The sequence below is a fragment of the Flavilitoribacter nigricans DSM 23189 = NBRC 102662 genome, from assembly GCF_002646595.1.
Taxonomy (GTDB): Bacteria; Bacteroidota; Bacteroidia; order Chitinophagales; family Saprospiraceae; genus Flavilitoribacter; species Flavilitoribacter nigricans.
Genome location: NZ_PDUD01000017.1, coordinates 461217 through 476316, shown reverse-complemented (window position 1 = coordinate 476316; position 15100 = coordinate 461217). Strand labels below are relative to the sequence as shown.

Annotated in this window: 12 protein-coding genes; 11 read left to right on the top strand and 1 reads right to left on the bottom strand. The window is 52.7% G+C overall.

Going from position 1 to position 15100, the window contains the following annotated elements; genetic code table 11:
- Window positions 1–90: 90 nt before the first annotated feature.
- Window positions 91–453, top strand: coding sequence for a cyclophilin-like fold protein (locus tag CRP01_RS11020; protein WP_099150121.1), 363 nt, complete (start codon window positions 91–93; stop codon window positions 451–453).
- A gap of 38 nt (window positions 454–491) precedes the next feature.
- Here the strand turns inward: CRP01_RS11020 and CRP01_RS11015 are convergent, their stop codons facing one another.
- Window positions 492–1364 (bottom strand): DMT family transporter, encoded by an 873-nt coding sequence (locus CRP01_RS11015; RefSeq protein ID WP_222845705.1) that lies wholly within the window; start codon window positions 1362–1364, stop codon window positions 492–494.
- 280 nt (window positions 1365–1644) lie between these two features.
- On the opposite strand from CRP01_RS11015, the gene CRP01_RS11010 reads away from it, so the two are divergent.
- The 10 genes from CRP01_RS11010 to CRP01_RS10965 all read left to right on the top strand — a co-directional run bounded on the left by CRP01_RS11010 (window position 1645) and on the right by CRP01_RS10965 (window position 15092).
- Window positions 1645–2061 carry a Fur family transcriptional regulator gene (locus CRP01_RS11010; RefSeq protein WP_099150072.1) on the top strand — a complete coding sequence of 139 codons (417 nt, stop codon included), beginning with the start codon at window positions 1645–1647 and terminating at the stop codon, window positions 2059–2061.
- A gap of 5 nt (window positions 2062–2066) precedes the next feature.
- Entirely contained in the window at window positions 2067–4274 is a 2208-nt protein-coding gene (gene katG / locus CRP01_RS11005; protein WP_099150071.1) for a catalase/peroxidase HPI, read from the top strand.
- A gap of 280 nt (window positions 4275–4554) precedes the next feature.
- Window positions 4555–5382 carry a T9SS type A sorting domain-containing protein gene (locus tag CRP01_RS11000; protein ID WP_099150070.1) on the top strand — a complete coding sequence of 276 codons (828 nt, stop codon included), beginning with the start codon at window positions 4555–4557 and terminating at the stop codon, window positions 5380–5382.
- A 465-nt stretch (window positions 5383–5847) separates the two neighbouring features.
- On the top strand, window positions 5848–7953 hold the full coding sequence (locus CRP01_RS10995; RefSeq protein WP_233752666.1) for a family 43 glycosylhydrolase: 2106 nt from the start codon (window positions 5848–5850) through the stop codon (window positions 7951–7953).
- A 297-nt stretch (window positions 7954–8250) separates the two neighbouring features.
- On the top strand, window positions 8251–9018 hold the full coding sequence (locus CRP01_RS10990; protein ID WP_099150068.1) for a DeoR/GlpR family DNA-binding transcription regulator: 768 nt from the start codon (window positions 8251–8253) through the stop codon (window positions 9016–9018).
- A 48-nt stretch (window positions 9019–9066) separates the two neighbouring features.
- On the top strand, window positions 9067–10476 hold the full coding sequence (locus CRP01_RS10985; protein ID WP_099150067.1) for an L-fucose/L-arabinose isomerase family protein: 1410 nt from the start codon (window positions 9067–9069) through the stop codon (window positions 10474–10476).
- Window positions 10477–10524: 48 nt separating this feature from the next.
- A complete protein-coding gene (locus tag CRP01_RS10980; protein ID WP_099150066.1) occupies window positions 10525–11370 on the top strand; it encodes a transketolase in 846 nt (281 codons plus the stop codon).
- 20 nt (window positions 11371–11390) lie between these two features.
- Window positions 11391–12365, top strand: coding sequence for a transketolase family protein (locus tag CRP01_RS10975; protein WP_099150065.1), 975 nt, complete (start codon window positions 11391–11393; stop codon window positions 12363–12365).
- 54 nt (window positions 12366–12419) lie between these two features.
- Window positions 12420–13853: a DUF1593 domain-containing protein gene (locus tag CRP01_RS10970; RefSeq protein ID WP_099150064.1), complete on the top strand. Its 1434-nt coding sequence runs from the start codon at window positions 12420–12422 to the stop codon at window positions 13851–13853.
- A 312-nt stretch (window positions 13854–14165) separates the two neighbouring features.
- Window positions 14166–15092: a D-ribose ABC transporter substrate-binding protein gene (locus CRP01_RS10965; RefSeq protein ID WP_099150119.1), complete on the top strand. Its 927-nt coding sequence runs from the start codon at window positions 14166–14168 to the stop codon at window positions 15090–15092.
- The last annotated feature ends 8 nt before the right edge of the window (window positions 15093–15100 follow it).

The window sequence follows — 15100 nt, the reverse complement described above, 5'->3', positions numbered from 1 at the left end:
CCAATTTTCTTTGCCTATCTATTTGGAATGCTGTGTTTAATCGACGGTATTCCGGCCGGGAAATTCCCGTTCCCCGAAAACCCCCTCATTATGGAAAATAAAAAGCTAAGGATCACTGCGGGAAAGGTAGTATTGATGGCTACCCTCTACGATAATCCTACCTCCCGGGATCTCATCACTATGCTTCCCATCACTGTAGTGCTGGAGGATTATGCAGGAATAGAAAAGATCTTTTATCCGGACCGTAAACTGTCCACGGCGGAAGCTCCGGCGGGTTTTGACCCCTCGGTAGGAGACATTACCTATTACGCTCCGTGGGGAGACGTCGCTATCTTCTACAAGGATTTCGGCTACGCCAATGGGCTGATCAGTCTGGGGCGTTTGGAGGGCAATGGCATCGATCAATTGCGAAAGCTGGGCGGAGTAAAGGTCACCATCGAGTTGGTACCATAGCGTGGGCTTCCTTCTCCCGGCAATCTTTCTGCTCTTCTTTATTCCCGCCGCGTCCCAAAGATATTGAGCAGCATTCCCCCAATCACCAGCGCAATACCCAATAGGCTGCCCGGGCCGTAGGTTTCCCCGAACCAGATCCAGCCGATGAGCAGGGCAAAAATGGCTTCCAGATATTTCATGGGGGCAACGGTGCCGACGGTAGCTACCTGGTAGGCTTTGGTCATGAACAATTGCCCGAAGAAACCGAACACTCCCAGGCTGACCAGTATCCACCAGTCCTGCGTTCGGGGTGTCTGCCAGTTGAACAGGGAGAGCAACCCACCGATGGCGGTGGCGCAGCCCATAAAGTAGGTAATGATCACCAGGGGATGTTTGCTCAATCCGATCCTGCGGATCAGCACGTAGACGACACCGCTAAAAAAAGCGGAGGTCAGGATGTAGCTCAGGCCGATCAGGTTGATCCGGGTGTCAAATCCTTTCAGTAACAATACACCGGAAAAGGCCAGGAAAAAGCACATCCACTGCCACGCGGTAATCCGTTCTTTCAACCAGGTAACCGCCAGGATCCCGGCAAAAATGGGAGACAGGTAGCGCAGGGAAACGGCCGATCCGAAGGGGATCTCCTTAACGGCCATAAAGAATAGCAGCATGGAAATGGTACCCGCAATACCCCGGCCGATCAGCCAGCCGACCTGGTCGCCTACCAGCGAGATACCTCTTGCCCGCAGCAGGATCAGACACAGGATGAGGGTGCCCAGTGCGCGGAAGAAAACGATCTCAAAGGGGGGCAGGTCCTGCAGGTATTTGACAAAGGCATTCATCACCGTGAACGCGAGAATGCTCAGCAGCATGTACAGGAGGACCAGCCAGATACTCTGGTCTTTATATTCGGTGGTATCGCTATTTTCCAATGCTTTTATTTCATGCGCAGGAACGGGAAGAATTCGGTGGGCGATAATGTACGAAGAAAGCCCGACAGATGGCTCCTGTTCATCCTGGCAAGATTTTTTCGCTACTACAGCATCCCATCCTACGATCCCATTTACCGCAGAATTGCCGGACAAAACTTCCCAAATCCAGCCGGCAACCAGAAAACCAAAACATTTTCCGGCCTCAGTTGTACTATTTCCAAAGGAATTCCTACATTTGCGCCAGTCTTAGAAGAGAATCATTCTCATTTAGTAATAATTCATGAATCAAGTAGAAATAGCCGAAAAGCTTTCCGCCAAGGGAATGAGGGTTACGCCCCAGAGGATTGCGATCCTGGGCGCGATCTTGAAATTGAACAACCATCCTACCGCAGAGAACATCATTGAGTACATCAAGATCAACCATCCGAATATTTCGATCGGAACGGTCTACAAAGTACTGGACTCCTTCGTCGAAAACCACCTGCTGAAAAAGGTGAAAACGGAAGGAGGGATCATGCGTTATGACCCATTGCCGTTCAACCACCATCACCTGTACTGTGAGGAAACGGACCGCATCGAGGACTACGAGGATCAGACGCTGGATGAACTCATCATCGATTACTTCGAAAAGAAGGGGATCAAGAACTTTACCATTCAAAATATTCAACTACATATAACCGGAAAATTTAAACATTAGAAGTTATGGATAAAAAGCATTCCGATGGTTCCGAGCTGTCCGAAGTAAATGATAGCTCCCGGGGGAGATGCCCGGTATTGCACGGGGGGATCACTACTACCCAGTCGTCCGTTACCGACTGGTGGCCCAACACCCTGAATCTGGATATTCTGCACCAGCATGACACCAAAACCGACCCAATGGGTGGAGATTTTGACTATCAGGAAGAGTTGAAAAAACTCGACGTTGATGCCCTGAAGCAGGATCTGCACGATCTGATGACCGATAGCCAGGACTGGTGGCCCGCCGACTGGGGACACTACGGTGGACTGATGATCCGGATGGCCTGGCACGCGGCGGGTTCTTACCGCATTGCCGACGGTCGTGGTGGCGGCGGTACCGGCAACCAGCGTTTTGCTCCGCTGAACTCCTGGCCGGACAACGTCAGCCTGGATAAGGCAAGACGACTGCTGTGGCCCATCAAGAAAAAATACGGTAATAAAGTAAGCTGGGCGGATCTGATGATCCTGGCCGGTAACATTGCTTACGAAAGCATGGGACTGAAAACTTTCGGATTTGCTTTCGGCCGGGAAGATATATGGCACCCGGAAAAAGACGTGTACTGGGGAGCTGAGAAAGAGTGGCTGGCGCCGAGTGACGAACGCTACGGAGATGTAGAAAACCCGTCAACCATGGAAAACCCGCTGGCTGCCGTCCAAATGGGATTGATCTACGTGAATCCGGAAGGGGTTAACGGTAAACCCGATCCGGCCAAAACGGCCGCTCAGGTACGGGAAACCTTCGCCCGGATGGCGATGAACGATGAAGAAACGGCTGCTCTGACCGCCGGCGGACACACGGTCGGTAAAACCCACGGTAACGGTGATGCCGCCCTGCTGGGACCGGATCCCGAAGCTGCGCCCGTTGAAGCCATGGGCATGGGCTGGGCGAACCCCCATCAGACCGGTAAGGGCCGCTACGCGGTAACCAGCGGACTGGAAGGTGCCTGGACCACCAACCCCACCAAATGGGACGGCGGTTACTTCGATATGCTGCTCGACCACGAATGGGAACTCACCAAGAGTCCTTCCGGTGGTCTGCAGTGGAAACCGGTAAACATCAAGGAAGAAGACATGCCGGTAGATGTGGAGGATCCTTCTATCCGCACCATGCCGATGATGACCGATGCCGATATGGCGATGAAGGTAGATCCGATCTACCTGGAGTACATGAAGAAATTCCGCGCCGACCATGCGTATTTCTCCGATACCTTCGCCCGCGCCTGGTTCAAGCTGACGCACCGCGATATGGGACCGAAAGCTCGCTATTTCGGACCCGATGTACCGGCTGAAGACCTGCTCTGGCAGGATCCCGTACCGGCAGGTACTACGGATTATGATGTGGATGCAGTGAAGGCAAAAATTGCCGCAACCGGACTTTCAGTTGCTGATATGGTAGCTACCGCCTGGGATAGCGCCCGGACTTTCCGCGGCTCTGATATGCGCGGAGGAGCCAATGGCGCACGGATCCGCCTGGCCCCGCAGAAAGACTGGGAAGCTAACGAACCGAAGCGTCTGGCCCGCGTACTGTCTGTACTGGAGCCGATCGCCGAAGAATTTGGTATCAGTATTGCGGATACCATCGTACTGGCGGGTAATGTCGGTATCGAAAAAGGTGCCAAAGAAGCCGGATTTGATATTACGGTACCTTTCGCCCCGGGGCGTGGAGACGCTACGGATGAAATGACCGATGCCGATTCTTTCGCTCCGCTGGAACCCGCTGCGGACGGATATCGTAACTACATGAAAAAGGATTACGTGGTCAGCGCAGAGGAAATGATGCTGGACAAAACGCAGCTCATGGGACTGACCGCTCCCGAAATGACCGTTCTGGTAGGCGGTATGCGCGTACTGGGCACCAACCACGGTGGTACCCGCCACGGCGTATTGACCGATAATGTAGGAGCGCTGACGAATGACTTTTTCGTCAACCTGACGGACATGGGTAACACCTGGAAGCCGGCCGGAAAGAACCTGTATGAGATCCGTGATCGTAACACCAACGATTTCAAATGGACAGCTACCCGGATCGACCTGGTGTTCGGTTCGAACTCCATCCTGCGTTCTTACTCCGAAGTGTACGCACAGGACGATAGCAAGGAAAAATTTGTCAATGATTTCGTGAAAGCATGGACCAAAGTGATGAATGCGGACAGATTTGACCTGAAGCAATAAATCTTTTGACTTAAAGTCAGATTTAGATACGGAACCCCACCACATTCTGGTAATGTGTGTGGGGTTTATTTTTTGGCGACCATTGACCCCAATCGCGCTGGACAGTACTCTATCCAACCAATCAATGACAGGAAATTGCACTTTTGTCATTTTTTGTCCTGGCAAATCTCACTATTCCTCTCTAAATTTATTGACCGGTGAGCCTCACTCCGCAGATGCGTTGCTTTAGGCCTCATCCCGATTTTCCATACGCTCCATTATCATCCTAAAACGCCGTCTGATGGATCTCAAACAAATCACATTGATCGCAGTGGGAATGCTCCTGCTGAGTCCCGTTCGGGGACAAGAACATTTTATTATTCCGGAAGGATACGGCAAATGGACTTACAGTCTCTGGGCGGATCCGGGGATAGCCTACGGCGAGCTGACCTATACGCTGATCGGCGATACGATGATCAATGCGGAAAATTATAAACAACTCTACCTGAATGACACCACCTACCTTGGTGCTATGCGCTACCAAAGTGATCAATTGCAGGTCATCCCACGAGATTCTTCGGTGGAGTATATGGTATTTGATTATCGCCTGAACGCGGGTGACTCCCTGGAACAGGTCTACCGGGGAGGTGCCCTGACTACGATCAAAGTTTTACAGACGGATTCCATTTTGGTCGGTACCGAATACCGGAAAGTGTGGCGGGAATCCTGCGGGGAATGGATCAGCGGAGTGGGCAGTACCTGGACTTTCTGGGGTGCGGAAGAAGAGACCGAATGTTTTTTCCAGAGTGTTTCCCTAGAATGTTTTGAAATTGACAGTACGGTGGTCTACGGGAATTGCCCGCTGCCCACTGCCGTCAAACAGACCGAGCCGGAACCGACAATATCGATCTACCCTAATCCAACGGATGATCTGCTGAAAGTGAGCGTCGATGCGGGGGAATGGGACTACCAGATCATCAATGCGCTGGGGCAGCCCCTACGCAGCGGTACTTTGACCCTGGAAACCTGGATAGATCTCTCTGCTCTGCATGCGGGCGCTTATACGATCGTGTTTCGGAAGCGTGAACGGCGAGTAGCGGTCAGCCGTCGATTTATCATCAGCCGGTAAAATGCCTAATGCCTGGCTTGCCCTTCTACCGTCCCTAAAACCCCGTGAGACCAATTTCACCCCTGCATATGGCTGATCATTCCCTGATTTTCCTCACCGCAATGACTTACTTGCGCAGGATTGGTAATTCGAACTGATGAGGAACATGGACCCGGAAACAAGCCGGTCGAGAAAAACCAATCTCCGGGCCGAAGGTGGATTCCCGCTGATTTGCGGACCATTGTAATTAATCTAATTTGCGATGTAACTTAGGTAGAGGGTTGAGGGATCACCTATCGTTAAAATGAGCGATTTTGCTCCATTTTAACGGTTGCAGTCTCTCTACCCTCCACCATCTACGCTCTACAATTCAAGTATCGAATCTTGAATTAATTATATTACGCGGCACTGGACAACTTCGGTAAATTGAAACCAACCAACTGATTAAAAAAACTACCTATGCAAATTTCGCGGACTTTGAGAACGATGACTTTGACCGGTCTAGCCATTTTTTTTCTGGCTTCCTGCCAACCCACCGAACCCGATTATTCGGCTTATCTGTTTGCCTATTTTACTGGTAACGGCCCCGGGGAGGAGCAGGTACACTACGCCATCAGTAAGGATGGTTACCACTATCAGGCGCTGAACGATAACCGGCCCGTGATCGATTCCAAAACGATCAGCGAGAGCGGTGGTGTCCGGGATCCCCATATTTTGCGCGGTCAGGATGGCCAGTTCTATATGGTCGTGACGGACCTGTACGTGCCCGAAATGGGATGGCAAAACACCGCCATGGTACTACTGAAATCCTCCGATCTAGTCAACTGGACGCACACCGTGATCGATATCCCGGCTACCTATCCCGACAACTTCGGCGATGTCAACCGGGTATGGGCACCCCAGACCATTTACGATCCGGAGGCTAAAAAGTACATGCTTTACTGGTCCATGCGGCACAATCAGGATGCGGATATCATTTACTATGCCTATGCCAACGCGGATTTCACCGGACTCGAAAGTGAACCGAAACAGCTCCTGTTCAAAAAAGGCGCCTGTATCGACGGCGATATCGTGCTGAAGGACGGCAAATGTTACCTCTTTTTTAAGAATGAAGACGAAGGGGCCAAAGGCATTATGCTGGCTATCTCGGATCAGATCAACGAAGGTTACGAAGTACAGGAGGGTTTCGTGGATCAGACCGATGACGCCGTGGAAGGCTCTGGAACTTTTAAATTAATCGGCACGGATCAATACATCCTCATGTACGATCTCTACACGGCGGGAAAATACCAGTTTTGTGTAACGGATGACCTGCAGAATTTCCAGGTCATTGACGAAGACATCAGCATGGATTTTCACCCCCGGCACGGATCGGTGATCCCCATTACCCGGAAAGAGCAGGAGCGCCTGCTGGACAAATGGGGGAAATTGTCGATGCTGGTGCTGGGATCGGAAAACGAGCAGGTGCGGCAGAACAATATCGAGATCGAGGAAGAGCAGATCGTACTTCCGGTGGCGCCGGGTACCGATCTCAGTGGATTTGATCCGGATTTCACCGTGAGCGAGGGTGTGGAAGTGACTCCCCCGGGAGCGCAGGATTTCAGCGGAGGACCGGTATCCTATACCTTCACCGCGGACGGAAAAACCAGGACCGTTGCGGTAAGCGTAGCAGGACGGGCGAATCCGGTACTGGCCGGATATTACGCCGATCCTGAGATCATTTATTCCGAACGGGAGAAAAAATATTTCCTCTATCCCACCAGTGATGGATTTAACGGCTGGTCCGGCAAGTACTTTGAGGTTTTTGCCTCGGATGATCTGGTCAACTGGAGTAACGAAGGCAAAATTATCGACCTGACCAAGGATGTTTCCTGGGCCGACCGCAATGCCTGGGCGCCCTGCGCCATTGAGAAGAAGGTAGGGGATTCGTATAAGTACTACTACTATTTTACCGCCGCCCAGAAGATCGGGGTAGCGGTAGCGGACAATCCGATCGGTCCGTTTAAGGATTCGGGGCAGGCACTGATCAACTTTAAACCCGATGGGGTAGAAGGAGGACAGGAAATCGACCCCGATGTTTTCCATGATCCCCAGTCGGGCAAGGACTATCTGTACTGGGGTAACGGCTACATGGCGGTTGCGGAGCTGAACGAAGATATGGTCTCGATCAAAAAGGAAACGATCAGGGTGCTGACGCCCGATAGGACTTACCGCGAAGGTACCGAAGTGTTTTACCGGGATGGCAAATATTACTTCCTGTGGTCGGAAGACGATACCCGCAGTCCCAACTACCGGGTTCGTTACGCGACCGCCGACTCTCCCCTCGGTCCGCTAAATATTCCCGAAAACAATCTGGTGATCGAAAAAGACCCAGATCAGGGAATTTACGGCACCGGTCATAATTCCGTGATCCACGATCAGGCTAATGACCAGTGGTACATCGTTTACCACCGGTTTAATAAACCAAAGGGTATTGATATGGGCGATGCCGCCGGTTTCAACCGGGAAGTATGCATTGACAAACTCACCTTCGATGCCGCGGGAGCTATCCAGGAAGTGCAACCGACGCTGGAGGGCCTCTTATCGGAATAAGTGCCAATGTCATAATGTAATTATAGCCTTTTCGGGCAGCGCATTCGTGGGGCAGCAGCTCCCACGAATGCGCCTGATTTAAATCTACTTTGCGGCCCACCGTAGCGCTCGCCATCCGTGGGCAGACTGATTGACTGGCAGAATTCCCCGCCATCGACCGGGGAAGATCAGGCCTTTCTATAAGCAGTAAAACCTCCTAAAAGCCAGTCAATGCCATATTTTCTTAATTTTTCGTTTATTTTCTTTTGTTTTCGATTGTTTACTTTTACTTTTGAATTGTAGCTCAAAAATCGAAACATGCTTCCCAACCAGCGGAGAGAGAATATACTGGACCTGTTAAAGGAAGATGGATCCGCCAAGGTGGTCGATCTGGCCCGCATCTTTAAAGTCACGGAGGTAACGATCCGGCAGGATCTGGAAAAGCTCGAAAAGGAAGGATTGATCGTTAAGGAACACGGTGGCGCTTACCTGAAGAACGTGGAGGATCAGGTGCGCAATTTTACACTGATCCACCAGGACCACCTGGATAAAAAAGAGGTGATCGCGGGTAAGTGCCTGGAATACATCGAAAGTGGCGATACGATCATCCTCGATTCGGGATCGACCACCACCGAGATCGCCAAAAAGCTCAAAGGACTGAAAAACCTGACGGTGATCACCAATGCCCTGAATATTGCCCTGATGCTGGGCGCCGAACCGGGCATAGAAGTAATCGTCACCGGCGGTGAATTCAAACCGCCGACCCTTTCGCTGACGGGGCAAAAAGCCGCCGATTTTTTCAAAGGACTGAACGTGCAAAAGTTATTTCTGGCTACCGCCGGTATTTCGTTGAAATCGGGCCTCACTTACCCATCCATTAGTGATCTGGTAGTGAAGAAAGCCATGATCGACGCGGCGGATATCACCTATCTGGTAGCGGACAGTACGAAGATCGGTAAAAGTGCACTGGCCAGTCTCGGCGCTTTATCCCTGATCGATTTCATCGTTACGGACCAGGGTATCGAAGAAAAACACAAGGCCGTTTTTCAGGAACACGAAATCGAACTGATCCTTGCGGGCGCCTGAACCGGTCACAGGAGCCGGATCCGAATAAATTAAAAACAACGAAAAATAATGAGCAAGACAAGTAGCCTCGGTATCATTATCGGAAACCGGGATTTTTTCCCGGATAGTTTGGTGGAAAGAGCACGACTCGAGATCATCGAGGTTTTTGAAAAACTGGATCTGCATCCGGTATTACTCGACCCGCAGGATACCAAGCTGGGAGGGGTAGAAACTTACCAGGAGGCCCGCAAGTGTGCCGATCTTTTCAAGAAGCACCGGGAAGACATCATGGGCGTACTCGTTTTGCTACCCAACTTCGGGGATGAAAAGGGCGTGGCCGATACCCTGAAACTGGCCAATCTCGACGTCCCGGTCCTCATTCAGGCCTATCCGGACGATCTGCAGAAAATGAACGTGGTCAATCGCCGGGATTCCTGGTGCGGAAAGATCTCCGTTTGCAACAACCTTTACCAGTACGGTATCAAATATTCACTGACCACCCAGCACGTGGTGAGTCCGTCGGATCCGACCTTTCAACAGGATCTGCTGAATTTCGTATCCGTTTGCCGGGTAGTAAAGGGCCTGCGCAATGTACGCATCGGCGCCATCGGTGCCCGGCCCGGAGCTTTCAATACCGTTCGCTACAGCGAAAAGATACTCCAGCGGCACGGTGTCACCGTGACCACCTTTGACCTTTCGGAAATACTCGGACGCGCGGAAAAACTCACCGAAGCGGACGCGCCGGTCCGGCAGCACCTCGAAAAAGTACAGGCCTACGCTCCCCACGGCAATGCGCCGAATACGGCTATGATCCAGATCGCCAAACTCGATGTGGTACTACAGCAGTATATGGAAGAATACGCGCTGGACGCGACGGCCATCCAGTGCTGGACCTCCCTGCAACAGAACTACGGTTGCAATGTGTGTACCAGCATGAGCATCATGAGTGAGAATATGCTGCCCAGTGCCTGTGAGGTGGACGTGACGGGTACGCTCAGCATGTACGCCATGCAACTGGCTTCCAACTCCCCTTCAGCTTTGGTGGACTGGAATAACAACTACGCCGATGATCCCAATAAATGTGTACTGTTCCACTGCGGCAACTGGGCCAAATCCTTCCTGCCGGATATTGAGATCAGCAATGCGCCGATCCTGGGAACCTCCGTCGGGGTGGAAAATACCTACGGAGCGCTCGACGGCCGCACCCCGGCGATGCCACTGACCTACGGCCGGATCAGTACGGATGATCCGCAGGGCGTGATCAAGGCCTATCTGGGAGAAGGAGAACTGACGGATGATCCCCTGCAAACCTTCGGCAACCGGGCGGTGGCCCAGATCCCCGATCTGCAGGGCCTTATGCAGTACGTTTGTCGCCACGGTTTCGAACACCACGTAGTGATGAATGCCTCCAAAACGGCGGGCATTCTGCAGGAGGCCTTTGCGAACTATATGGGCTGGGAGGTCTACGTGCACGAGTAGTCCGAACGAACTGGAAATTACCATTAGCGGAAAAGAAAATCAGGAAAAATGACCGATCGGGAATTGAAATTGAAGTCGGTGGAATACCGCCAGAAAATACTCCGGTATATCTACCATGCCAAGGCCGGACATACCGGCGGCAGCCTGTCCTGTATCGACATCCTCAATGTGCTGTACAACCAGGTGATGAACGTTTCGCCGGAGAATTTCGATGATCCGGGGCGGGATCGCTACGTACAGAGCAAAGGACATTCCGTGGAGGCGCTGTACGTCGTGCTGGCGGATCTGGGCTTTTTTCCGGAAGAAGACCTGCTGACCCTCTGCCGGTATCAGTCGCCCTACATTGGGCATCCGACCAAAAAGGTCCGGGGCATGGAGCAGAATACCGGCGGTCTGGGGCACGGACTGGCCATCTGTTCCGGCAATGCACTGGCGGCCAAAAAGGATAAGCTGCCGCTGCGGGTATTTACGGTGCTGGGCGACGGCGAAATGGCCGAGGGATCCAACTGGGAAGCCATGATGCTGGCCGCTCATTATAAACTGGATAACCTCTGCGCGATCCTGGATTACAACAAACAACAGATCACCGGGGCCAATGCGGATGTGATCGGTCTGGAACCGATCCGTCAAAAAGTAGAGGCTTTCGGCTGGGTAGTGCGCGAAGTGGACGGCAACGACGTTTGCGCCCTAGCAGATACCCTGCAGTGCCTGCCGTTCGAAGCAGGTAAACCCTCCTTTGTGATCGCCCATACGGTAAAGGGGAAAGGTGTCAGCTTTATGGAAGGTGTCCTGAAATGGCACCACGGCGTTCCCTCTCCCGAACAATACGAACAGGCTATGAAAGAACTGGAAGAGGCCCGGCAGAAACTGCTGGAGGAAGTGGTCGAAGCCTGATTGAGCAGCCTTTAAATCGAATGCCCATGGAAATGGTACAAACAAAAGATATCCCCAACCTGATCGTGTTTTCGGAAACCCTGCAGGCATTGGCGGAAATAGATCGAGATATTCTGGTGGTGACGAGTGATTCCCGCGGTTCGGGGAAGCTGGTCCCGTTCGGTGAAAAATTTCCGGACCAGATCGTGGAAGTCGGTATCGCCGAGCAAAACCTGGTGGGTATGGCGGCCGGTCTGGCCAGTATGGGCAAGAAGGCCTTTGCCGTCTCTCCGGCCTGCTTTCTGACCGCCCGTTCACTGGAGCAGATCAAGAACGATGTCGCTTATTCCGACAATCCGGTCAAGTTGATCGGCATCAGTGCCGGTGTCAGCTACGGAGCATTGGGGACCACGCACCACAGTCTGCACGATTTTGCCGTACTGCGGGCCATCCACAATCTGACCATTGTGGCGCCTTGCGATAATTTTGAAACGGCGGAATCCATCCGGCAGGCCGCGGAAATGGACAGCCCGGTCTACATCCGTTTCGGAAAGAAGGGAATGCCGACCTTAAACCGGACGATTGACCCGACATTTCGGATCGGCCAGGGCCGCACCATCCGGGAAGGAGAAGATCTGACCTTTATCGGTACGGGAGAGGCAGTCCTACCCTGTGAGGAAGCGGCAGAGATGCTGGCCGAAAAACACGGCATCCGTTGCCGGGTGATCAGTCTGCACACCATCAAACCCCTGGATGAATCACTCATCCTGGCGGCCGCCGCCAACGGGCAACCGGTCATCACGGCCGAGGAGCATTCCGTACACGGGGGACTGGGCGAAGCGGTTGCCGCGCTATTATTCCAAAATGGTTGCCGGAATAAATTTAAGATCGTCGGTTTACCGGATGAGTATACGGTTAACGGTTCGCAAATCGAGATTTTCGATCACTACGGGATTTCGGGTAAAGGCCTGATGGGTACGGCCCTGCAACTGCTTGGATCGGGGAGCGGTAAATAAAAGGTGAGCCAGGGAATTGTCTCCGGATTTTGAATCAAAACGAAGCTTTTTAGCATGCCAACTTTAAACAAAACAACCAGTCGCTACCTGCCTTTTTTTCTGCTGGTATCCCAGACGGCTTTTGCCCAGAACTTTGCGGAAAAACCACGGGTCTTTGTCCTCACGGACATTGAGAACGAACCGGACGACGCCCAGTCGCTGGTGCGTTTCCTGACCTATACCAATCACTGGGACGTGGAGGGCCTGGTGGCCACCACCTCCTGCTGGCAGCGGGATACCACCGCCGAATGGCGCATCAAAGAGATCGTAGATGCTTTCGGTAAGGTCAGGGATAACCTGGAGCGGCACGAACCGGGGTATCCGACCCACGCTTATCTGAGCAGTATCATTAAAAAAGGAGTGCCCCGTTTCGGTATGTCCGGCGTGGGGGCGGATCAGGATTCCGAAGGTTCGGAATGGCTGATCCAGGTGCTCGAAAAAGCGGATGAGCGCCCCGTCTACATCCAGGCCTGGGGAGGCGCCAATGTACTGGCCCAGGCGCTCTGGAGAATGGAGCGGACCAAAACGCCGGAAGAACTGGCGGCCATTATCCGGAAAATGCGGGTCTATACGATCTCCGATCAGGATGATACCGGCCCCTGGATCCGGAAGCATTTCCCGGACCTCTTCTACATTGTGAGTCCCGGCTATCAGGAAAACGGCGGCGATCAGTATCATTATGCGACCTGGTCGGGGATATCCGGTGACCGTTTCCACGGTCGGTTTACCGGACCGGATTTTACCCTGGTGGATAATCCCTGGCTCGATGAACACATCCGCGATGATCACGGACCGCTGGGTGCCGAATACCCGCAAACGGAGTACCTCATGGAAGGAGATACGCCGTCTTTCCTCGGGCTGGTCAATAACGGATTGAATAACCCGGAACATCCGAATTTCGGTGGCTGGGGCGGTCGCTACGAATTGTACATTCCGCCCTACAAAAAGTATATGTACGAACCCGAAACACGGCCCATCTGGACCAATACTCAGGATGAAGTATACAGCGAACTAACGGGCCGGTCGCATACCAGCCACCACGCCACGATCTGGCGCTGGCGGGAAGCCTACCAGCACGATTTTGCCGCCCGGATCGACTGGTGTACGACCCCGAATTACGAAGATGCAAACCACCCACCCGTAGCCAAACTGGACCACGATAATGTGATCAAAGTGAAGTCGGGCGAAACGGTAACCCTGAATGCCGCCGGCACTTCGGACCCGGACGGAGATGCACTGCAGTACAAGTGGATCTACTACGATGAACCGGGAACGCTCAATGTATACGGAAACGATCTAAAGATAAAGGATGAAGATCAGTCGGTCGCTACCTTCACAGCGCCGTCCGTCGATAAGGTGAAAACGATGCACATCGTGCTGGCCGTAACGGATGACGGGCAACCATCGCTAACGCGTTACCAGCGGGTGATTGTTAACGTGTTGCCGTGAGGCTGCTGGTTCGTCATACTCTGGGAAAATGAGAAAGACCTGGAGACAAGGAGACTTGGAGACTTGGAGACAAGGAGACGAGGAGACATGGAGATCAGGAGACGAGGAGACATGGAGATCAGGAGACTTGGAGACGAGGAGATCAGGAGACTTGGCGAAGGGGGTAAGGCAGTACGCTTCACCCATTCTCCCCATCTCCCACTCTCCCCATCCCCTAGTCTCCCCATCCCCCGCTCTGCGCATTTTGAAAATAGGTACCCAATTATGATCAATGGTTTAACAGTTCCGGTCACTTTCAATATCCTAAGCAATATGAAAAAGTCGATTTTGTATTTGATAATACTGTTGGGCTTAGCGGCCTGCAGTTCCGGAGGGAGTGGAAGCGAAGAAACCAAAAAAGTGGCAGTGGTAATTTCAACGCTCAACAACCCCTGGTTTGTGGTGCTGGCGGAATCAGCTGCGGAAAACGCCCGTGAGCTGGGTTACGAAGCCAAGATATTTGACTCCCAGAATAATCCGGCGACCGAATCCGACAATTTTGAAAACCTCATCGCCTCCGGCTTCGACGCCATCCTTTTCAATCCGACCGATGCGGACGGTTCCATCGTGAACATCATGAAAGCCAAAGCGGCCGAAGTACCGGTCTTTTGTATGGACCGGGAAGTGAACGCCGACGATGCCGCCACCAGTCAGATCCTTTCGGATAACTATTCCGGTTGTGTGGAGATCGGGATCGAATTTGTAAAAGCTCTGGACGGTCGCGGGAAATACGTGGAACTGCTCGGACTGGTCGGAGACAATAATACCTGGGCCCGATCCGGCGGATTTCATTCCGTTGTGGATGAATTTCCCGGCCTGGAAATGGTGGCGCAGCAAAGTGCCGATTTTGACCGGAACCGCGCCATGGAAGTCATGGAAACCATTCTGCAGGCCCAGCCGGATATCGATGCGGTGTTCTGCGGGAATGATGCGATGGCCATGGGCGCTTATCAGGCCTTGCAGGGAGCCGGTAAAGCCGACGCGGTAAAGGTATTCGGTTTCGACGGCGCTGCGGATGTGATCGAAAAGATCGGAGAGGGAAAGATCGTTGCTACGGGCATGCAATACCCCAAGGTAATGGCCCGAACGGCGGCCGAATACGCCCACGAATATTTTAACGGACGGCGGGAATTTCCCCAGCGGGTGCCGGTGGAAGTGGAACTGGTAGATGCCGGTAATGTAGACCAATATCAGGAATAACGGACCGG